Origin of the sequence: Kribbella sancticallisti (assembly GCF_039530625.1) — a bacterium.
Lineage (GTDB): Bacteria > Actinomycetota > Actinomycetes > Propionibacteriales > Kribbellaceae > Kribbella > Kribbella sancticallisti.
Genome location: NZ_BAAAOS010000006.1, coordinates 1 through 18862, shown reverse-complemented (window position 1 = coordinate 18862; position 18862 = coordinate 1). Strand labels below are relative to the sequence as shown.

The window sequence follows — 18862 nt, the reverse complement described above, 5'->3', positions numbered from 1 at the left end:
GCCGAACGCGAGGAAGCCCCCGGACCACCAGGGATCCGGGGGCTCCACGCCCGGAGGCGCATCGGGGGTGCGCACTCCGGGGTCCGGAGGCGCGTTGGGGGGTCGCGCACTCCGGGGTCCGGAGGCGCGTTGGGGGGTCGCGCACTCCGGTGTCCGGAGGCGCCAAGGGGATGGCGCGCTCCGGTGCCCGGCGGGGAGCTTCGAGGGGTCGAAGCTCGCACCGGGGCCGGGGCTCTCGGGTGATGGAGAGCCCCGGGGGAGCCGGAAGCCTCGCGGGGGTCAAGGCTTCCGGAAGTCTGTAGTCCTGCGATCAACCTGCCGGCCGGTCCCAGCAACAGCAGGAAGAGATGGTTGGCTCGCTGGTCCCGGGAGCCTCGAAGGAGGCTCCCGGGGAGCTCAGCGTTGGCCCAGTTCCAGGGGGTGCGTGCGGACCCACCGGGTGGTGGTCTGCTGGCGACCCATGGCGATCACGTCGCCCGCGGGTCCGGCCGAGAAGACTCGGCTGGCCCGTTGACTGCTCTGCCGGGACACCCCGACACCGCGCTGCACCTCGGCGAGCAACTGGTTCACCCGCCTGCGCAGGTCCTCGACCTCAGACTGCAACTCGAGGACGTGCCGGATGCCCGCCAGGTTGACGCCCTCCTCCTGCGACAGGTGCTGGACATACCGCAGCTTCGCCACGTCGTACGCCGAGTACCGCCGGCCGCGGCCACTCGCCCGGCTGGGAGTGACCAGGCCGAGCCGGTCGTACTGGCGCAGGGTCTGCGGGTGCATGCCGGCCAGTTGGGCCGCCACCGAGATCACGTAGATCGGGGTGCGGTCGTCCCAGGTCGGCACCTGCGAGAACGGGATGCCCATCAGGAACTCCCGAACAACCCAGCGCGCAGGTCAGGTTGCGCCGCCGCCGAGGAGAACTCCTGCAGCTTGGTGCGCTGCTCCTCGCTCAACTCGTGCGGCACCTGCACCTCGATGGTGAGCAGCAGGTCGCCCTTGCTGCCGTCGCGACGGACCGAGCCCTTCCCGCGAACCCGCAGCTTGCTGCCGTTCGCAGTACCGGCGGGGATCCGGACCGTGACGGGCAGGCCGTCCAGGGTCGGAACCTTGATCTCGGCACCCAGCGCGGCCTCGGTGAAGCTGACCGGAACCGCCAGGGTCAGGTGCTCACCCTGCCGGCCGAAGATCCGGTGCGGCTTGACGTGCACGCTGACGTAGAGATCGCCCGAGGGGCCACCTCGTTCGCCGGCGGCACCCTTGCCCTTCAGCCGGATCCGCTGACCGTCCTGCACGCCCGCGGGGATGCGGACCTGCATGGTCTTGCTCGACTGGCCGCGGCCGGAGCCGTGGCAGGTCTCGCAGGGCTGGTCGACGACCAGACCGCGGCCCTTGCACTCGGTGCAGGGCTCGGTCATCGCGAAGACGCCACCCTGGACCGAGGTCTGCATGCCCGTGCCTTCGCACTTCAGGCAGACCTTCGGCACCGTGCCGTACTTCGCGCCGGTCCCGCGGCAGGTCTTGCACGGTTCGTCGCTGGTCATCCGGAGTGCGACGGTGACACCGTTCACGGCCTCGGCGAACTCGATCGTCGCCTCGGTCTCGATGTCGGCACCCCGGCGCGGCCGCGCCGTCGACGAGGTGGTCGTGGTGCGCCCACCACCGCCGCCGCCGAACATGCCGCCCAGGATGTCGCCGAGTCCCCCGCCGCCGGTCGAGCCGGACCGGTTGAACAGGTCGCCGACGTCGAAGCCGAATCCCTGTCCACCCTGCGTCCCGCTGCTGCCCGGCATCCGGAAGCCGCCGCTGCCGAACAGCCGGCGGGCCTCGTCGTACTCCTTGCGCTTCTTGGTGTCCCCGACGACGTCGTACGCCTCGGAGACCTCCTTGAACTTGGCCTCGGCCGACGCGTCCCCGGCGTTGGAGTCCGGGTGGTACTTGCGCGCCAGCTTGCGGTAGGCCTTCTTGATCTCGTCGGCCTCTGCCGTCTTGGAGACGCCGAGAACCTTGTAGAAGTCCTTCTCCAACCAGTCTTTCGTACTCATCGACGTCTCACCTCCTCGGGGAGAATCCCTTACTCCGTGGGCTTGTTGACCTGGTCAGCGTCCTCGGTCGAGTCCGCCGGGAGCTGCTCGGTCGGTTCCGAGACGGCGACTCGCGCCGCCCGCAGGATCCGCTCGCCGAGGCGGTACCCCGGCTGCATCACCATCGTGGCGGTCGGGCCGTCCACCTCGTCGGAATAGTTGTGCAGCAGCGCCTCGTGGATCCGCGGGTCGAAGGGATCGCCGACCTCGCCGAACTTGACCAGGCCGAGCTTCTCGGTGACCCGCTCGACCGACTCGGCGACCGCCTTGAACGCGCCCTCGAGTTCGCCCGCCTCGCGGGCCCGGCCGATGTCGTCCAGCGTCTGCAGCAACTCGGTCAGCACCGAACCGATGACGACCTCGCGGTTCGCCTCCCGGTCCCGATCCACCCGCCGCTTGTAGTTCACGTACTCCGCCTGCAGTCGCTGCAGGTCCGCGGTACGTTCGGCGAGCGCCTCGGTCAACAGGGCCTCCTGGGCCGACGGCCCGATCAGGTCGGACGGGTCCCGCGGCGGCTGGGCGCCCGGCGTACCGGGCATACCAGGCGCGGCGCCACCCGCGGGGGCCGCTGAGGTCTCAGCGGCCTCTCGCAGGTTGCCGGTCTCCGGGTCGATCCGGCGCTTGTCGCGGACGACGGGCTCCCCGTCGCCGAACTCGCTACCAGGGTCGCGGTCGGTCACTTGTCGTCCTCTGCCTGAGAAGATCCACTCTGCTTGTCCTGCGGGCGGTCCTCGTCCACGATCTCGGCGTCGACCACGTCGTCGTTGCTGCTGGAGCCGCTCTCGTCCGCCGACGCGCTCTCGTCCGAGGTGCCGGCCGCCTGGGCGTTCGCGTACATCGCGGCGCCCATCTTCTGGCTGGACTGGGCGAGCTTCTCCGACGCGGTCTTGATCGCGTCGGCGTCCTCACCCTCGAGCGCCTTCTTCAGCTCCGCGACGCCGTCCTTGACCTCGGTCTTGACGTCGTCGGGGACCTTGTCCTCGTTCTCCTGCAGGAACTTCTCGGTCTGGTAGACCAGACCCTCCGCCTGGTTGCGGGACTCGACGGCCTCGCGGCGCACGCGGTCCTCCTCGGCGTACTGCTCGGCGTCGCGGACCATCTGGTCGATGTCGGTCTTCGGCAGCGCGGAGCCACCGGTGACCGTCATCCGCTGCTCCTTGCCGGTGGCCAGGTCCTTGGCGTTGACGTGCACGATGCCGTTCGCGTCGATGTCGAAGGTGACCTCGATCTGCGGCACGTTGCGCGGCGCCGGCGGCAGGCCGGTCAGCTCGAAGTTGCCGAGCGACTTGTTGTCCCGGGCCATCTCGCGCTCGCCCTGGTAGACCTGGATCATCACCGACGGCTGGTTGTCCTCGGCGGTGGTGAAGATCTCCGAGCCCTTGGTCGGGATGGTGGTGTTGCGCTCGATGATCTTGGTGAACACGCCACCCTTGGTCTCGATGCCCAGGCTCAGCGGGGTCACGTCGAGCAGCAGGACGTCCTTGACCTCACCCTTCAGCACACCGGCCTGCAGGGAGGCACCGACGGCGACGACCTCGTCCGGGTTCACACCCTTGTTCGGGTCCTTGCCACCGGTCAGCTCCTTGACCAGTTCGGCCACGGCGGGCATCCGGGTGGAGCCACCGACGAGGATGACGTGGTCGATCTTCGACACGTCGACGCCGGCGTCCTTGATGACGGCCTTGAACGGTGCGCGGGCGCGCTCGAGCAGGTCGTTGGTGAGCTTCTGGAACTCGGCCCGGGAGAGCTTCTCCTCCAGGTGCAGCGGGCCGGAGTCGGTCAGACTCAGGTACGGCAGGTGGATGCTGGTCTCGGCGGCGCTGGAGAGCTCGATCTTGGCCTTCTCCGCGGCCTCCTGCAGACGCTGCATGGCCATCTTGTCGCCGGACAGGTCGGTGCCGTTCTTGTTCTTGAACTGGGTCACCAGCCACTGGACGATCCGCTGGTCCCAGTCGTCACCACCGAGGTGGTTGTCACCGCTGGTCGCCTTCACCTCGAAGACGCCGTCGCCGATCTCCAGCAGCGACACGTCGAAGGTGCCGCCGCCGAGGTCGAAGACCAGGATGGTCTGCTCGGTGCCCTTGTCCAGCCCGTACGCCAGCGCCGCCGCGGTGGGCTCGTTGACGATCCGGTGCACGTTCAGGCCGGCGATCTCGCCGGCCTCCTTGGTCGCCTGCCGCTGCGCGTCGGAGAAGTAGGCCGGCACGGTGATGACCGCGTCCGTGACCTGCTCCCCGAGGTACGCCTCGGCGTCCCGCTTCAGCTTCTGCAGCACGAACGCGCTGATCTGCTGGGCGGTGAACTTCTTGCCGTCGATCGAGACGTTCCAGCTCTCGCCCATGTGGCGCTTGACCGAACGGATCGTCCGGTCGACGTTCGTGGTGGCCTGGCGCTTGGCCACCTCTCCGACCAGGACCTCGCCGTTCTTGGCGAAGGCCACGACCGAGGGGGTCGTGCGTGCTCCCTCGGCGTTGGGGATGACGGTGGGCTCGCCACCTTCCAGTACGGCGATGACGGAGTTCGTCGTACCGAGATCGATACCGACCGCGCGGGCCATGTGCGTTACCTCCACGAAGTTGAGTGATGCAGACTCAATGTTGCCGTTCCGGGGGCCCGGATTCAAATCGGACCGCAGCCTGGTTGCGCAAACTTGAGTTCACCTGGCTCAACATTGCCGCACGCCCGGCTCATTCCCAACCCCGGGGCCGGGTTTTCGGGGCAGACTCCGGTCAAGCCCTGGTCAGACCCCTGCCGCGGAAGGTGCCGCGCGTGGGAAGGTGTGCAGGTGAAACTCCGCCCCATGACGTCCGCCGACGAACCGGCCGTGCTCGCCCTGAACGCCGCCGCCGTCGAGCAGACGGACCCGCTGGGCCCCGACCGGCTGGACTGGCTCCGGCTGATCGCCGCCCATGCCGCCGTGGTGGAGATCGAGGGCGAGATCGCCGCCTTCGTCCTCACCTTCGCACCCGGCTCCGCCCACGACAGCCTCGACTTCCAGTGGTTCGTCTCCACCTATGCCGACCGCTTCCTGCACCTGGACCGGATCGTGGTCGCCGAGGAGTACCGGCGCCAGGGTGTCGCCACCTCGGTCTACCGCGCCGTCGAGCGCGCCGCCAAGCCCTTCGACCGCCTGGTCTGCCGGGTTCAGTCCGATCCTCCCGACGAAGCCTCCCTCGCCTTCCACGCCGCCCGCGGCTTCGTCGAGGTCGGCAAACTCCGCCGCCCCAACGGCACCACCAGCGCCATGCTCTCCAAGGAACTGGCCGACTAGTACTGCGCACGCCCGGCCCGGCGTCGGGGCGGCTCGGCGTACGGGCGGCCCAGCGACGGGCGGCTCGGCGCACGGCGGCTCGGCGTACGGGCGCTCGGTCAGAGCGTGCGGACGTCGAGCAGCGCGCGGACGGGCAGGTCGTGGCGCAGCCGCGGGTCCATCAGTCCGTCGACGATGCAGGCGGCACCGATCCACTGGGCGCCGCAGTCGTCCACCAACGCTCTGACCGCCCGCGCCGTCGCCCCGGTGTCGGCCCAGTCGTCCACCATCAGCACCCGGTCACCGGCGGCCACCAGGTCCCGCGGGAAGCCGAACACGACGTGCCGATCGCGGTAGTCGGGCGCGGTGGTACGCAGTACCCAGCGGTCGCTGTCGGTCGCCGGCCCGTCGTCCTTGCGCACCTCCACGAACCCGACCCCCACAGAGGCGGCCGTGAGCGCTCCGAGGAGAGCGCCACGCGACACCGGCCCCAGCACCACCGTCGGCTGCTCGTCATACAACGCGGCCAGGGCGGGACCAAGCTCGCGGATCAACTCCGAGTCGCGCCACCAGCCCGTGAGATCGGCCGACCCCCGCCAGGAACCGCGGTCCCACTGCCACTGGAAGGCAGCACGCAGCCGCCGACGAAACCCCTCGTCGACCCGCTGCGCCGTTGCCTTGGACATGCCTCAAGGGTGACGTCCAGACCGGCCGAGCGCACCGGATTTACAACTGACGCCCATCCACGAAGGTGTGCGCGACCAGAGGCACGCCCGGTCGATAGGCGAGGTGCAGATAGGAAGGCGCATCCAGGACCGCCAGATCCGCCCGCGCGCCGGGAGCGATCCGCCCCACGTCCGTACGGCGAAGAGAGGCGGCCCCACCAGCTGTAGCGGACCACAGGGCCTCCGCAGGCGACATACGCATCTCACGGACCGCCAGGGCGATGCAGAGCGGCATCGACGACGAGTACCCAGAGCCCGGGTTGCAGTCGGTCGCCAGAGCGACGGTGACGCCCGCGTCGATCAGTCGCCGCGCATCCGGGTACGGCGACCGGGTGGAGAACTCGACCGCCGGCAACAACCCCGCGACCACCCCGGTCGAGGCCAACGCGTCCACATCGGCATCACTCAGATGAGTGCAATGATCCGCCGCGGCAGCACCCAGCTCACAAGCAACCCGTACTCCGGGCCCCTCGCCGAGCTGGTTCGCATGCACCCGCAGCTCGAGCCCCTTCTCCTTGCCTGCCAGGAGAATCGCCCGAGCCTGGTCCTCGTCGAACGCACCCCGCTCGACGAACACGTCGATCCACCGAGCGTGCGGAGCGGCCGCTTCCAGCATCGCCCCGGTCACCAGGTCGACGTACCCCGCCGGATCATCCGCGAACTCAGCCGGTACGACGTGCGCCCCGAGAAACGTGGTCTCGTCGGTGAAGTTCGCCGCGATCGCGAGCGCCCGGGACTCGTCCGCCACGGTCAGCCCGTAGCCGGACTTGATCTCGACGGTGGTGGTCCCCTGTCGCCGCATCTCGGTCACCAGGCGCGCCACGTTCGCCGTCAACTGGTCGTCCGTCGCCCCGCGCGTCGCCACCACCGTGGTCCGGATCCCACCCGCGCTGTAGGGCTGGCCGGTCATCCGCGCGGCGAACTCCTCGGCCCGATCGCCCGCGAAGACCAGGTGCGAGTGCGAGTCCACGAACCCCGGGATCACCGCCCGGCCGCCGAGATCCAGCGCGCTGTCAGCGGCCGGAGCATCCCGCCGGGACCCGACCCACGCGAACCGGGATCCGTCGATCACCACCGCGGCGTCGTGGATCTCCCCGAGCAATCCACCCTGGGCCGGGTCGTTCGTCACCAGCGAACCGATCCCGGTCAGCAACAATGAGGTCATTCCGCAGTCACCGCTCCGATCGACGCGGCCAGCTCCGCCGCCACGTCCAGCTTCAGATGCTCGCCCGAGGCAACCAGGTGATTGCCCGAGACAACGACATCCACGACATCCGCCGCGCTGGCAGCGAAAACGGCCGTCTCCACGGACGCGCCGGTGCCCGCAGTACGGACGCTGTCGAGTCGTACCGCGACCAGATCCGCCCGCGCGCCGGCCTCGATCCGGCCCGCGTCGTCGAAGCCGAGCGACCGGTGGCCGACCACGGTGCCCGCGGCCAGCAACTCCGGCGCCGACCAGTGCCCGCGCTGCTGCGACGCCAGCCGCTCGTCCAACTCGACCGCGCGCATCTCCTCGAACAGATCGATCACCGCGTGGCTGTCCGATCCCAACGTCAGCGGGGATCCCGCGTCGCGCAACGCGACCGACGGCCCGATCCCGTCGGCCAGATCCCTCTCGGTGGTCGGGCAGAAACACGAGTACGTTCCCGAACCCCCGAGCAGTCCGACATCCACCGGGGTCAGATGAGTCGCATGTACTGCGCTCGTCCGTCCGCCGAGGAATCCCACCTCGTCCAGCACTTGCGAGGGCGTTCGGCCATACGCTTCGAGGCAGGCCGCGTTCTCCGCGACCTGCTCGGACAGGTGGATGTGCAGCGGCGCGTTCGGCAGCGCGTCCGTCACCGTGCCCAACTGGTCTTGGGGCACGCCTCGCACCGAGTGCGCGGCCGCGCCGATCACCACGTCGTCCGCGCCGCGCAGGTCGAGCATCCGGGCGGCCCAGCGTGCGGCATCCCCGTCGCTGAATCGCTGCTGCACCTCGTTCAGCGGCTGATCGATGCCACCCGCCACGTAACAGGTGTCGAGCAAGGCGATCCGCAGGCCGACATCCCTGGCGGCCGCGATCAGCGCCTCGCCCATCGCGTTCGGGTCGTCGTACCGGCGGCCGCCGGGGGCGTGGTGGAGATAGTGGAACTCCCCGACCGCGGTGATCCCGCTCAGCAGCATCTCGCCGTACACGGCGCGCGCGAGGTGGTAGTAGCTGTCCGGCGTCAGTCGCGACGCGACGGAGTACATCTGCTCTCGCCAAGTCCAGAACGTGCCGCGCTCGGTCTGCGTGCGGCCGCGAAGGGCGCGGTGGAAGGCGTGGCTGTGACAGTTCGCCAAGCCCGGAAGCACCAGTCCCAGCAACCTCACCGCGTCACCGGCGGGCACCCCGGCCTCGACGGATGCGAATCTGCCGTCCACGACAGTGACCAGCACGTCCGAGGCGATTCCCGAAGGCAGCAAGGCCCGCGAGCACCAGTAGGCGGTCACCGCGCGAGATCCTTGAGCACCGTCGCCAACGCCTCCACCCCGGCCAGGCAGTCGTCCATCTCGGCGTACTCCGCCGGCGAGTGCGAAACCCCGGTCGGGTTCCGCACGAACAGCATCGCCGTCGGGATCCCCGCGTCGGAAAACACCCCCGCGTCGTGCCCGGCCCCGGTCGGCAACACCGGCGCCCCGTCCAGTACTGCGGCCAGCCGGTCCCGCAGGCCCGGCTGGAAGTCCACGATCGGCGAGACGGACTCGGCGACCACGGAGACGCTGGTCCCGTCCCGCTCGGCCCGCTCCGTCGCCAGCCGGGTGATTGCTGCCAGCAACGACTGGAGCACGTCGTCGGTCGCGGCCCGGGCATCCAGCCAGGCGGTCACCTGCGACGGTACGGCGTTCGTCCCGTTCGGCTCGACCGCCAGCCGCCCGAAGGTGGCGCGTGCTCCGGCCAGCCGGGCCTGCTTGTTCGCCGCGAGCGCCGTCATCGCGTAGGTCAGCATCGGGTCGTGCCGGTCCTCCATCAACGTGGTGCCGGCGTGGTTCGCCTCCCCCTGGAAGGTGAACCGGAACCGCCCGTGCGGCCAGATCGAACTGGCCACCCCCACGGGCGCCGCCAACGCCCGCCCCTGCTCCACGTGCAACTCGACAAACGTCCCCATCCGCTCCAGCAGCGGCGACGGCCCGACACCGGCCGGATCCGTCCCCGCCGCGCTCAAGGCCTCGGCGAGCGAGACCCCGCCGCGGTCCCTCAAGGCAAGAGCCTTGTCAGCGGCGAGCACACCGGTAGCGATCCGCGACCCGAGACAAGGCATCCCGAACCGCGAGCCTTCTTCCTCGACGAACGCCCCCACCCCGATCGGCACCGAGGGAGTGAACCCCTCAGCCCGCAACCGATCAACAGCCGCCAGCGCCGAAACGACCCCCAACGGCCCGTCGAAGGCCCCACCATCGATGACGGAGTCGAGATGGCTCCCAGTCACAACCCCGGGAACAGAGCGCACCTCACCGCCGACCGCTCTCCCAGCCGCAAGCCCCCCGCCCCCCGTTCCACCTGGCGCGGCCGGCACTTCACCTTGCGCCGGCGTGCCTCCGGTACGCCTCGCTTCTCCGGCTGCCGACTTCCCGGGGGCGGTTTCACCCGGCGCGGCCGGCTCCCACCACCCGACCAGGTTTCCCAAGCCGTCAGACTCGAGTGCCAGGCCGCGGGCAGCGCACTGGTCGACGAACCAACCGGTGGCCTCCCGTTCGGTCGGGGTCCAGCCGCCGCGGTGATATCCACCGGTCTCGGGGTCTTTCCCCATCGCGGCCAAATCGGCCCACAGCCGCTCGAACGACTCGGTCACTCGCACTCCTCCATCGGAAAACCGCAGGCAAGACAAGGGGCCGCCGGGCGCGGAACCACCGCCCCGGCGACCCCCGTCACTCCTAGGACAGCTGGTTCTTGCTCAGCCAGTCGGCCGCGACCGCCTTGGCGGCCTCCTTGCCCACGTCGATGCGCTTGACCAGGTCGGTCAGCGAGTCGGTGGTGAGCTTGGCCGACACGGCGTTCAGCGCGTCGGTGATGTTGGCCGCCTTGTGGTCGGTCCGGATCAGCGGAACGATGTTGTTCGGCGGCAGGATGTTCTCCGGGTCCTCCAGCATGACCAGGTTGTTGTCCTTGATCAACGACTGGGTGGTGAAGAAGTTCGACACCTGGATCTGGTTGTCCAGCAGCGCCTTGGCGCTCAGCGGACCTCCGGCGTCCAGCGTCTTGTACTCCTTGAACTCGACGCCGTACTTGTCCTTCAGCCCCTTCAGACCCGCCTCGCGGACCTTGAACTCCGAGCTACCGCCGGCCACCATCTCCTTGGAGTGCGCCTTCAGGTCGCCCAGCGACTTCAGGCTGTACTTGTCGGCGGTCGCCTTGGTCACCACGATGGCGTCCTCGTCGGCGGCCGGCGACTTGTCCAGCACCTCCAGACCCGACGGCAGCGCCGCCTTCAGCGCGTTGTAGGCCGCCTCGTCCTCAGTCTCGGTGGCGTCCTTCTTGAAGTAGCTCAGCGCCGCACCGGTGTACTCCGGCAGCAGGTGCACCGAGCCGTCCTTGATCGCGGCCATGTAGGTCTCGCGGTTGCCGATGTTCTGCTGCTGCTTGACCTCGACGCCCTTGGCGGCGAGCGCCTGGCCGAAGATCTCGGCCAGCAACTGGCTCTCGGAGAAGTCCGCGGAGCCGACGGTGATGCTCTTCACCTCGGCGGGCGCGGGGGAACCACCGGCGTCGTCGTCACCCGACAGTGGATCGCCCCCACCCCCACAGGCAGCCAGGCCGAGTACGGCGACCCCGGCAATCGCGGTACGGATGAGTGTGGATCTCAACACGGGAGCCTCCAGGATTTCGATTGACGCCGGCGCTTACCGGCGGTGTTCCAGGTCGAGCGACGGATTCCGGCCATCAGTCGACCCGCAGTCCTTTGGACACGGTGATCCGGCCTGCCAGGGCGAAGAGCAGGTCGAGCGCGATGGCCAGCAGGGCCACCAGCAGGGCACCGCTGAACATCTGCGGGAAGTCGCGCAGCTTCAGCCCGTCCACCACGTACCGGCCGAGCCCGCCCAGCGAGACGAGCGCGGCGATGGTCGCGGTGGACACGATCTGCAGGGTCGCGCTGCGCAGACCGGAGATGATCAGCGGCATCGCGATCGGGACCTCCACCTTGGTCAGGATCTCTCGCCCGGTCATCCCCATCCCCCGGGCCGCGTCGATCGTGGCCGGATCGACACCGGACAGCCCGGCGTACGTCGACGCCAGGATCGGGGGAATACCGAGAGCGACGAGCGCGATCAGTACCGGCAGGAAGCCGATCTGGTCGGTCAGCAGCACCGCCAGCATCAGCAGCCCCAGGCTCGGCAGCGCGCGGGCCGCGTTGCCCAGGTTGATCGCCAGGAACGCGCCCCGGCGGGTGTGCCCGATCCACAGCCCGACGGGCAGCGCGATCACCGCGGCCAGCCCGAGCGCGGCCGCCGTGTACCAGATGTGCTCGATGATCCTGGCCGTGATGCCTTCCGGTCCGGACCAGTTGAACGAGTCGGTCAGGTATTGCCACATGTCAGGCCTCCTTCACCGACGAGACCACGCGAGCCCACGGCGTCAGTACCCGTTGCAGGCCGACGATCAGCAGGTCGGCCAGCAGGGCCAGCAGCAGCGAGAGGATGACCCCGACCACCACAGGCGTCAGGAAGTCCTTCTGGAAGCCCTCGGTGAACAGCTGACCGAGGCCGCCGATGCCGATCACGGCGCCGACGCTGACCATCGAGATGTTGGCGACCGTGACCACCCGCAGCCCGGCGAAGATGACCGGGACCGCGATCGGCAGGTCGATCGTCAGCAGCCGGCGGGCCGGGCCGTAGCCGACCGCGACCGCGGCCTGCCGGACCTCCGGCGGGACCGAGCGCAGGCCGTCGATGACGTTGCGGATCAGCAGCGAGACCGCGTAGATGGTCAGCGCCACCACGATGTTGATCCGGTCCAGCACCTGGGTGCCGAGCAGCACCGGCAGCACGATGAACAGCGCGATCGAGGGCAGTGAATAGAGCACGCCGCCGAGCGCGATCAGCGGGTTGGCCAGCCAGGAGAACCTGGTCGCCACGTAGCCGAGCGGAACCGAGATCAGCAGCCCCAGCACCACCGGCACGATCGCCAGGTAGATGTGCTCGCTCAACTGGTCCCAGATCAGCCCGAGATTGTCGCCGACCCAGGTCATGAGACCTCCCGCCCTGGACTAAAGAGCGGACGCCGCGCCGGAGGCGTGGCAATTTGTACCCTCATGAGCGAAGCGCCTCGGCTGAGCGGACCGCCGCGGCGACGACCGTGTGGTCGACCACACCGACGGCCTTGCCGTTCTCGTCGACGCAGACGCCCTGCCCGGTCGGCGAGGTCAGCAGCGAGTCGAGCGCGGCCCGCATCGAGTCGTTGCGGGTGAACACCGGGCCGATCGGCTGCAACTCCTGGCCGCCGGCCGCGGTGCGCCAGCCGATCGGCCGCCCGGCGTCGTCGAGCGCGAGATCGTCCGGCAGCCCGCCGAGCTCGATCTGGCCGATCTGCAGGAAGGTCAGCGCGCGGTATCCCCGGTCCTGACCGACGAAGCTCTCGACGAACTCGTCGGCGGGGTTCGCGAGCAGTTCCGCCGGTGGGGCGAACTGGGCCAGCTTGCCGCCGACCCGCAGTACGGCGACGTTGTCACCGAGCTTGATCGCCTCGTCGATGTCGTGCGTGACGAACACGATGGTCTTGCCGATGTCGCGCTGCAGCCGGAGCAGTTCCTCCTGCAACTGGTGCCGGACGATCGGGTCGACCGCGCTGAACGGCTCGTCCATCAGCATGATCTTGGGATCGGCCGCGAGTGCCCGGGCCACGCCGACTCGTTGCTGCTGGCCACCAGACAGCTGGGCCGGATACCGCTGGGCCAGCTTGAGGTCCAGGCCGACGCGCTCGAGCAACTCCATCGCCACCGAGCGGGTCTTCTTCTTGTCCCAGCCCAGCAGCTTCGGCACGGTGGCGACGTTGTCCACCACGGTCTTGTGCGGGAACAGCCCGGCATGCTGGATCACATAGCCGATGCCGCGCCGCAGCGCGACCGGGTCGCCGGAGTTGATGTCCTCACCGTCGATCGAGATCCGGCCGCCGCTGCGTTCGATCGTGCGGTTGATCATCCGCAGCGAGGTCGTCTTGCCGCAGCCCGAGGGCCCGACGAAGACGGTGATCTCGTTGCTCGGGATCCGCAGCGACAGCTTGTCGACGGCGACGGTGCCGTCCGGATACTGCTTGGTGACGTCTTCGAACTCGATCATGGCGCCCCTTCGCGCTCGTCGGAGATCGCCCGAACGATCCTAGGCGAACAAGAGCCCGCGCTCACGTGCTGAGCAGGTTTCTCGCCGCTTGAGAAAGTGCACCCTAGCGCTACGGATAGCCTCGGTCGCACTGTGCAGCGGTCAGTTCTCCCGCATCGGAATCATGACGCCTCGCTCGGTTGCTACTTCTTCGGCCCGTTCGTAGCCGGCGTCCACGTGGCGGATCACGCCCATCGCCGGGTCGTTGCTCAGCACCCGTTCCAGCTTGCGCCGGGCCAGGTCGGTGCCGTCGGCAACGGATACCTGGCCGGCGTGGATCGACCGGCCCATCCCGACGCCGCCGCCGTGGTGGATCGACACCCAGGAGGCACCGCTGGACACGTTCACCATCGCGTTCAGCAACGGCCAGTCCGCGATCGCGTCCGAGCCGTCCAGCATCCCCTCGGTCTCCCGGTACGGCGACGCGACGCTGCCGGTGTCGAGGTGGTCGCGCCCGATCACGATCGGCGCCTCCAACTCACCCGAGGCGACCATGTCGTTGAAGCGCACGCCCGCCTTGTCCCGTTCGCCCTGACCGAGCCAGCAGATCCGGGCCGGCAGACCCTGGAACGCGACCCGCTCGCCGGCCATCTTGATCCAGCGGGCCAGGTGCTCGTTGTCCGGGAACAGTTCGAGGATCGCCTGGTCGGTCTTGTGGATGTCGGCCGGGTTACCCGACAACGCCGCCCAACGGAACGGGCCCTTGCCCTCGCAGAACAACGGCCGGATGTACGCCGGTACGAAGCCCGGGAAGTCGAAGGCGCGGTGGTAGCCGGCCTTGCGAGCCTCGTCGCGGATGGAGTTGCCGTAGTCGAACACCTCGGCGCCCGCGTCCTGGAATCCCACCATCGCCTCGACGTGGCGGGCCATCGACTCCTGCGCCCGTTCGGTGAACCCGGCCGGGTCCTTCTCACGCGCCGTACTCCAGTCGGCGAAGTCCACGCCCACCGGCAGGTACATCAGCGGATCGTGCGCGGAGGTCTGGTCGGTCACGATGTCGATCGGAGCGCCGCGCTTCAGCAGATCCGGCACGATCGTCGCCGCGTTGCCCAGTACTCCGATCGACAGCGGCCGGCGGGCCGCCTTCGCCTCCTCGGCCAGCCGCAAGGCCTCGTCCACGGAGGCGGCGCGGACGTCGAGGTACCGGTGCTCGATCCGGCGTTCGATCCGCGACTCGTCCACGTCGATGCAGATCGCCACGCCGTCGTTCATGGTCACGGCCAGCGGCTGCGCACCACCCATGCCGCCGAGTCCGGCGGTCAGCGTGATGGTCCCGGCCAGCGAGCCGTCGAACTTCTTCGTCGCCACCGCGGCGAACGTCTCGTAGGTCCCCTGCAGGATGCCCTGGGTGCCGATGTAGATCCACGACCCGGCCGTCATCTGGCCGTACATGGTCAGCCCCATCGCCTCGAGCCGGCGGAACTCCTCCCAGGTGGCCCAGTCGCCGACCAGGTTGGAGTTCGCGATCAGCACCCGCGGCGCCCACTCGTGCGTCTGCATCACGCCGACCGGCTTGCCGGACTGGACCAGCATCGTCTCGTCGTCCTTCAACGTGGTCAGGGTTCTGACCATCGCGTCGAACGAGTTCCAGTCGCGCGCCGCCTTGCCCGAGCCGCCGTACACGACGAGTTCGTCGGGGTGCTCGGCCACCTCGGGGTCGAGGTTGTTCTGCAGCATCCGCAGCGCGGCTTCCTGCTGCCAGCCACGGGCGGTGAGGGTGGTACCGCGGGGCGCGCGCACGGGACGGGGTCCGGACATAGGTGATCCAGCCTTTCAGAGGAGCGGGCCGGTGACGGCCTCGACTGCGGACAAGTAGGTGCCGTCAGCAACAAGCCGGACGGAGTGTTCGATCTCGGGGGCCAGGTGACGATCGGTCCCCGGCCCTTCGACGTGCTCCCGCAGCCTGCTCCGTACTGCGGCGGTGGCGGGCGACGGCTCGAGCGGCGCGCGCAGATCGAGGCCCCGCGCGGCGGTCAGGATCTCTACCGCGAGCACCTGCTGCAGCCCATCGATCGCCTTGCGCAGCTTGCGGGCGGCGGACCAGCCCATCGAGACGTGGTCTTCCTGCATCGCGCTGCTCGGGATGGAGTCCACGCTGGCCGGCACGGCGAGCCGCTTCAGCTCGGACACGATCGCCGCCTGCGTGTACTGCGCGATCATGTGCCCGCTGTCGACGCCCGGATCGTCGGCCAGGAAGGCGTTCAGCCCGTGGTTGCGCGCGACGTCGAGGAACCGGTCCGTACGCCGCTCGCTCATGCTGGCCACATCCGCCACCGCGATGGCGAGGAAGTCCAGCACATAGCCGACGGGGGCTCCGTGGAAGTTGCCGTTCGACTCGACCCGGCCGTCGGGCATCACCACCGGGTTGTCGATCGCGGCCGCCAACTCACGTCCGGCGACCATCGCGGCGTGAGCAGCCGTGTCGCGGGCGGCGCCATGCACCTGCGGCGAACACCGCAACGAATAGGCATCCTGCACCCGGTTGCAGTCGGGTCCCCGGTGACTCGCGACGATGCCACTGTCAGCCAGTACGGCGCGCAGGTTGGCGGCGGCTGATCCTTGACCAGGGTGCGGGCGGAGCGCCTGCAGGTCCTCGGCGAATACGCGGTCGGTCCCGAGCTGTCCCTCGACGCTCATGGCGGCGGCGATGTCGGCTGTCTTGAACAGGCGATCCAGGTCGGCCAGCGCGAGTACGAGCATGCCGAGCATGCCGTCCGTGCCGTTGATCAGGGCCAGACCTTCCTTCTCCGCAAGGACGACCGGCGCCAGGTTGTGCTTCGCCAGCGCGTCGGCCGCGTCCAGGAGGTTGCCCTCGGCATCGCGGACCTTGCCCTCACCCATCACGGCCAGCGCGACGTGCGACAGCGGCGCGAGATCACCCGAACAACCGAGGCTGCCGTACTCGTGTACGACCGGAGTCAGCTGCGCGTTCAGGAGCCCGGCGTACGCCTGGGCGGTGTCGACCTTCACCCCGGTCCGGCCGGTCGCCAGGGTCGACAGCCGGAGCAGAGCGAGCGCGCGAACCACTTCGGCCTCAACCTCGGGCCCGGAGCCGGCCGCGTGCGACCGGACCAGGCTGCGCTGCAACTGCGCCCGCAACTCCGGCGCGATGTGCCGCGTCGCGAGCGCACCGAAGCCCGTCGACACCCCGTAGTGCGGGGTATCGGCGTGCGCCAGCGCCTCGATCGCGGCCCGAGACTTGGCGATCTCCTCGAGCGCCTGGTCGTCGATCCGCACGGGCGCCCGGTACCGCGCCACGGCCACGACCTCGTCAGCCGCCAACGGCCCGACCCCGACTACAACCTCAGCTATCTCCGTCACCCGCCCATTGCACCGCGCCAACCCCCTCACCTGGCAGTACCCCCACCCATCTCCTGTCTCAAACCCGAGACTCTCACCCTCTCCGGGCGCGACTGGGGTGGATTACACCCCCGTGGAGGGTGGAGATCCTCCACGTTCTCGCTGGAACCTTCCGGGGGCGGCGGAGACCCTGGTGGGAACTAGGGTCAGGGGATGGGGTTCGAGATCCGGTCGGCGACACCGGCCGACGCGACGGGAATCGCCGGAGTGTGGGCGGCCGCGATGCCGCAACTGGTGAAGACGGCCAAGGGCGTCGAGGCCGAACTCCGGGGGAGTACCCGCAGGGTGGTCCTGATCGCCACCGAGCCCGGTGTCGTCGGGTTCGGGAATGTCTATCTACCGGATCCGCAGGAGCGGGAGCCTCGGTTGCGGGTAACCGTGCAGGTTCCGCCGGCGCAGCGCGGACGCGGTATCGGCAGCGCCCTGTACCAGGCGATCGAGCGTGCCGCCCAGGATGCGGGCGCCGCGAAGTTGCTGATTGTGGTCTCGGACGACGACCGCTCGAAGGACTTCGCCATTCGCCACGGGTTCACCATCGGCCGGCGGATGACCCACGCGAAAGCCGACCTGGCTGAAGTACCCGCGCCCGCACCGGTGCCACCGGGACTCCAACTCGTCGACTTCGACGACCTCCAGCCGGCGCCGCTCTGGGTGGCCACCAGCGCGGTGGCCGACGGCGACCCGAGCGGCCTGTCGCACGTGCCGGAGTACGACGATTGGGTGCGGATGGACTGGAACCACCCGGACCTGCGCCGAGACCTGAGTATGGCGCTGGTCGCGGACGGCATCGTCGTGTCTTTCGTGACCACGGCGGCGGACCCGGACCGCAAGGTGATCTGGTCGAACCTGACGGGCACGGTCCCGACGTACCGCGGCCGCGGGCTGGCCAAGGTGGTGAAGTCGGCCGCGCTGAGCCGCAGCCGCGAGGCCGGGTTCCTGACCGCATACACCGGGAACGACGCCGACAACCAGCCGATGCTCGCGGTGAACAAGTGGCTCGGCTACCAGCCCACCGCGGCTGCCTGGACCGCGGAGAAGGTGCTCTGAGCGTGACTCGGTTCCTCCTGTCGATCGCGTTCTTCGCGGTCCTGGCGATCACCGTCGGTTTCCTGCTGTCCGGGCGGGACAGTTTCGACTGGGTTCTCGCACTCGGCCTGTTCGCGGTCGCGCTGGCCGGCGAGGGTCTGCGGCTGTGGCTCCGGCGCGGCCGCGCCAGGAGCCGTCAATCGTCCGCAACCTGAGACGGTGCCAGTAGTCTCGTAGTTGTGAACGGCAACGTTCCCGCCTCGACCCGCACCCTGCGGGTGCTGACCTTCCTGGCGACCCAGCCCGGACCGGTACCGATGGAGCGCATCGCCTCCGCGGTCGGCCTGCCGCGCTCGTCGACCTACCACTTGCTGAAAGCAATGATCAGCGAGGGATTCGTCGTGCACCTGCCGGAGGAGAAGAGGTACGGCCTCGGGGTCGCCGCCTTCGAGATCGGCTCGGCCTATCTGCGTCACGATCCGCTCGAGCGCCTGGCGCGCCCACTGCTGGCCCAGCTGGTCGCCGAAATCGGCCAGACCGCGCATCTCGGGGTTCTCCATGGACGCGAGCTCGTCTATCTCCTGAAGGAACAGCCACCCCGCCCGGTCACGCTGGTCACCGACGTAGGCGTGCGTCTACCCGCCACCCTGACCGCCTCCGGCCGCGCTCTACTCGCCGAGCTCCCACCAGCCCAGGTCCGCGCGCTGTTCCCCACCCCAGAAAGCTTCGTACGCCGTACTGAGCAGGGGCCGCAGACGCTCACGCAACTCCGCCGCATCCTGGCCGATGAGAAACGTCAGGGGTATGCGGTGGAGGACTCACACATCACCCCGGGGGTCGCCTCCGTAGCCAGCGCTGCGGTCGACCACGCCGGCCATCCCGTAGCCGCCATCAGCGTCACCTTCCGAACCGACGCCATCCCCTCCAGCGAACGCTTCCTGCTGGCGCGCCGAACCCGCCAAGCCGCCGACGCCTTGACCCGGCGCCTCCGCGGCTAGTGTCCTGAGTCGGCGCTGAGAAATCATCGGGGAAAATGCTAAGGGCCACCCGGTGTGGGTGGCCCTTAACAGTGTGAATGTCCGGCGACGTCC

The 18862-nt window shown here is 69.3% G+C and carries 18 protein-coding genes; 4 read left to right on the top strand and 14 right to left on the bottom strand.

Annotated features, from left to right (window positions below; translation table 11 throughout):
* Nucleotides 1–396: 396 nt before the first annotated feature.
* The 4 genes from ABD255_RS02075 to dnaK are packed head-to-tail and all read right to left on the bottom strand — an operon-like array spanning nucleotide 397 to nucleotide 4632.
* Nucleotides 397–858 carry a heat shock protein transcriptional repressor HspR gene (locus ABD255_RS02075; RefSeq protein WP_344209111.1) on the bottom strand — a complete coding sequence of 154 codons (462 nt, stop codon included), beginning with the start codon at nucleotides 856–858 and terminating at the stop codon, nucleotides 397–399.
* Nucleotides 858–2036, bottom strand: coding sequence for a molecular chaperone DnaJ (gene dnaJ / locus ABD255_RS02070; RefSeq protein ID WP_344209110.1), 1179 nt, complete (start codon nucleotides 2034–2036; stop codon nucleotides 858–860). Before dnaJ ends, ABD255_RS02075 begins: the two co-directional genes overlap by 1 nt.
* Before the next feature lie 29 nt (nucleotides 2037–2065).
* Entirely contained in the window at nucleotides 2066–2755 is a 690-nt protein-coding gene (gene grpE / locus ABD255_RS02065) for a nucleotide exchange factor GrpE (protein WP_344209108.1), read from the bottom strand.
* Complete coding sequence (gene dnaK, locus ABD255_RS02060; RefSeq protein WP_344209106.1) at nucleotides 2752–4632, bottom strand: molecular chaperone DnaK; 1881 nt, start codon at nucleotides 4630–4632, stop codon at nucleotides 2752–2754. The genes grpE and dnaK overlap by 4 nt, the downstream gene beginning before the upstream one ends.
* A gap of 228 nt (nucleotides 4633–4860) precedes the next feature.
* Between dnaK and ABD255_RS02055 the strand changes: the two genes are divergently transcribed.
* Nucleotides 4861–5346: a GNAT family N-acetyltransferase gene (locus tag ABD255_RS02055; RefSeq protein ID WP_344209104.1), complete on the top strand. Its 486-nt coding sequence runs from the start codon at nucleotides 4861–4863 to the stop codon at nucleotides 5344–5346.
* A 98-nt stretch (nucleotides 5347–5444) separates the two neighbouring features.
* On the opposite strand, the gene ABD255_RS02050 is transcribed toward ABD255_RS02055, so the two are convergent.
* The 10 genes from ABD255_RS02050 to hutH all read right to left on the bottom strand — a co-directional run bounded on the left by ABD255_RS02050 (nucleotide 5445) and on the right by hutH (nucleotide 16706).
* Nucleotides 5445–6011 (bottom strand): phosphoribosyltransferase family protein, encoded by a 567-nt coding sequence (locus ABD255_RS02050; protein ID WP_344209102.1) that lies wholly within the window; start codon nucleotides 6009–6011, stop codon nucleotides 5445–5447.
* Between the two features lie 40 nt (nucleotides 6012–6051).
* Nucleotides 6052–7215 carry an imidazolonepropionase gene (gene hutI / locus ABD255_RS02045; protein ID WP_344209100.1) on the bottom strand — a complete coding sequence of 388 codons (1164 nt, stop codon included), beginning with the start codon at nucleotides 7213–7215 and terminating at the stop codon, nucleotides 6052–6054.
* Nucleotides 7212–8525, bottom strand: coding sequence for a formimidoylglutamate deiminase (locus ABD255_RS02040; RefSeq protein ID WP_344209098.1), 1314 nt, complete (start codon nucleotides 8523–8525; stop codon nucleotides 7212–7214). The genes hutI and ABD255_RS02040 overlap by 4 nt, the downstream gene beginning before the upstream one ends.
* Nucleotides 8522–9865, bottom strand: coding sequence for an allantoate amidohydrolase (locus ABD255_RS02035; protein ID WP_425554361.1), 1344 nt, complete (start codon nucleotides 9863–9865; stop codon nucleotides 8522–8524). Before ABD255_RS02035 ends, ABD255_RS02040 begins: the two co-directional genes overlap by 4 nt.
* 82 nt (nucleotides 9866–9947) lie before the next feature.
* Entirely contained in the window at nucleotides 9948–10880 is a 933-nt protein-coding gene (locus ABD255_RS02030; RefSeq protein ID WP_344209096.1) for an ABC transporter substrate-binding protein, read from the bottom strand.
* A gap of 73 nt (nucleotides 10881–10953) precedes the next feature.
* Nucleotides 10954–11604 carry an ABC transporter permease gene (locus ABD255_RS02025; RefSeq protein WP_344209094.1) on the bottom strand — a complete coding sequence of 217 codons (651 nt, stop codon included), beginning with the start codon at nucleotides 11602–11604 and terminating at the stop codon, nucleotides 10954–10956.
* A 1-nt stretch (nucleotide 11605) separates the two neighbouring features.
* On the bottom strand, nucleotides 11606–12259 hold the full coding sequence (locus ABD255_RS02020) for an ABC transporter permease (protein ID WP_344209092.1): 654 nt from the start codon (nucleotides 12257–12259) through the stop codon (nucleotides 11606–11608).
* A gap of 61 nt (nucleotides 12260–12320) precedes the next feature.
* Nucleotides 12321–13346 carry an ABC transporter ATP-binding protein gene (locus ABD255_RS02015; RefSeq protein ID WP_344209090.1) on the bottom strand — a complete coding sequence of 342 codons (1026 nt, stop codon included), beginning with the start codon at nucleotides 13344–13346 and terminating at the stop codon, nucleotides 12321–12323.
* A 141-nt stretch (nucleotides 13347–13487) separates the two neighbouring features.
* Entirely contained in the window at nucleotides 13488–15143 is a 1656-nt protein-coding gene (gene hutU, locus ABD255_RS02010) for a urocanate hydratase (RefSeq protein WP_344209088.1), read from the bottom strand.
* Between the two features lie 15 nt (nucleotides 15144–15158).
* Nucleotides 15159–16706 (bottom strand): histidine ammonia-lyase, encoded by a 1548-nt coding sequence (gene hutH, locus ABD255_RS02005; protein WP_425554360.1) that lies wholly within the window; start codon nucleotides 16704–16706, stop codon nucleotides 15159–15161.
* 192 nt (nucleotides 16707–16898) lie between these two features.
* On the opposite strand from hutH, the gene ABD255_RS02000 reads away from it, so the two are divergent.
* From ABD255_RS02000 to ABD255_RS01990, 3 genes are read left to right on the top strand one after another with little or no spacing between them, the layout of a single operon-like run.
* Nucleotides 16899–17792, top strand: coding sequence for a GNAT family N-acetyltransferase (locus ABD255_RS02000; protein ID WP_344209086.1), 894 nt, complete (start codon nucleotides 16899–16901; stop codon nucleotides 17790–17792).
* A gap of 2 nt (nucleotides 17793–17794) precedes the next feature.
* Entirely contained in the window at nucleotides 17795–17986 is a 192-nt protein-coding gene (locus ABD255_RS01995; protein ID WP_344209083.1) for a hypothetical protein, read from the top strand.
* Nucleotides 17987–18010: 24 nt separating this feature from the next.
* The gene (locus tag ABD255_RS01990; protein ID WP_344209081.1) at nucleotides 18011–18769 is read left to right on the top strand and encodes an IclR family transcriptional regulator; all 759 of its coding nucleotides are present in this window, start codon (nucleotides 18011–18013) and stop codon (nucleotides 18767–18769) included.
* Nucleotides 18770–18862 lie beyond the last annotated feature (93 nt).

Bases quoted from the DNA above. Each gene is read 5' to 3' on its own strand.
- ABD255_RS02075 (WP_344209111.1), bottom strand. From the start codon at position 858: ATGGGCATCCCGTTCTCGCAGGTGCCGACCTGGGACGACCGCACCCCG.
- dnaJ (WP_344209110.1), bottom strand. From the start codon at position 2,036: ATGAGTACGAAAGACTGGTTGGAGAAGGACTTCTACAAGGTTCTCGGC.
- dnaK (WP_344209106.1), bottom strand. From the start codon at position 4,632: ATGGCCCGCGCGGTCGGTATCGATCTCGGTACGACGAACTCCGTCATC.
- ABD255_RS02050 (WP_344209102.1), bottom strand. From the start codon at position 6,011: ATGTCCAAGGCAACGGCGCAGCGGGTCGACGAGGGGTTTCGTCGGCGG.
- hutI (WP_344209100.1), bottom strand. From the start codon at position 7,215: ATGACCTCATTGTTGCTGACCGGGATCGGTTCGCTGGTGACGAACGAC.
- ABD255_RS02025 (WP_344209094.1), bottom strand. From the start codon at position 11,604: ATGTGGCAATACCTGACCGACTCGTTCAACTGGTCCGGACCGGAAGGC.
- ABD255_RS02020 (WP_344209092.1), bottom strand. From the start codon at position 12,259: ATGACCTGGGTCGGCGACAATCTCGGGCTGATCTGGGACCAGTTGAGC.
- ABD255_RS02015 (WP_344209090.1), bottom strand. From the start codon at position 13,346: ATGATCGAGTTCGAAGACGTCACCAAGCAGTATCCGGACGGCACCGTC.
- hutU (WP_344209088.1), bottom strand. From the start codon at position 15,143: ATGTCCGGACCCCGTCCCGTGCGCGCGCCCCGCGGTACCACCCTCACC.
- ABD255_RS02000 (WP_344209086.1), top strand. From the start codon at position 16,899: ATGGGGTTCGAGATCCGGTCGGCGACACCGGCCGACGCGACGGGAATC.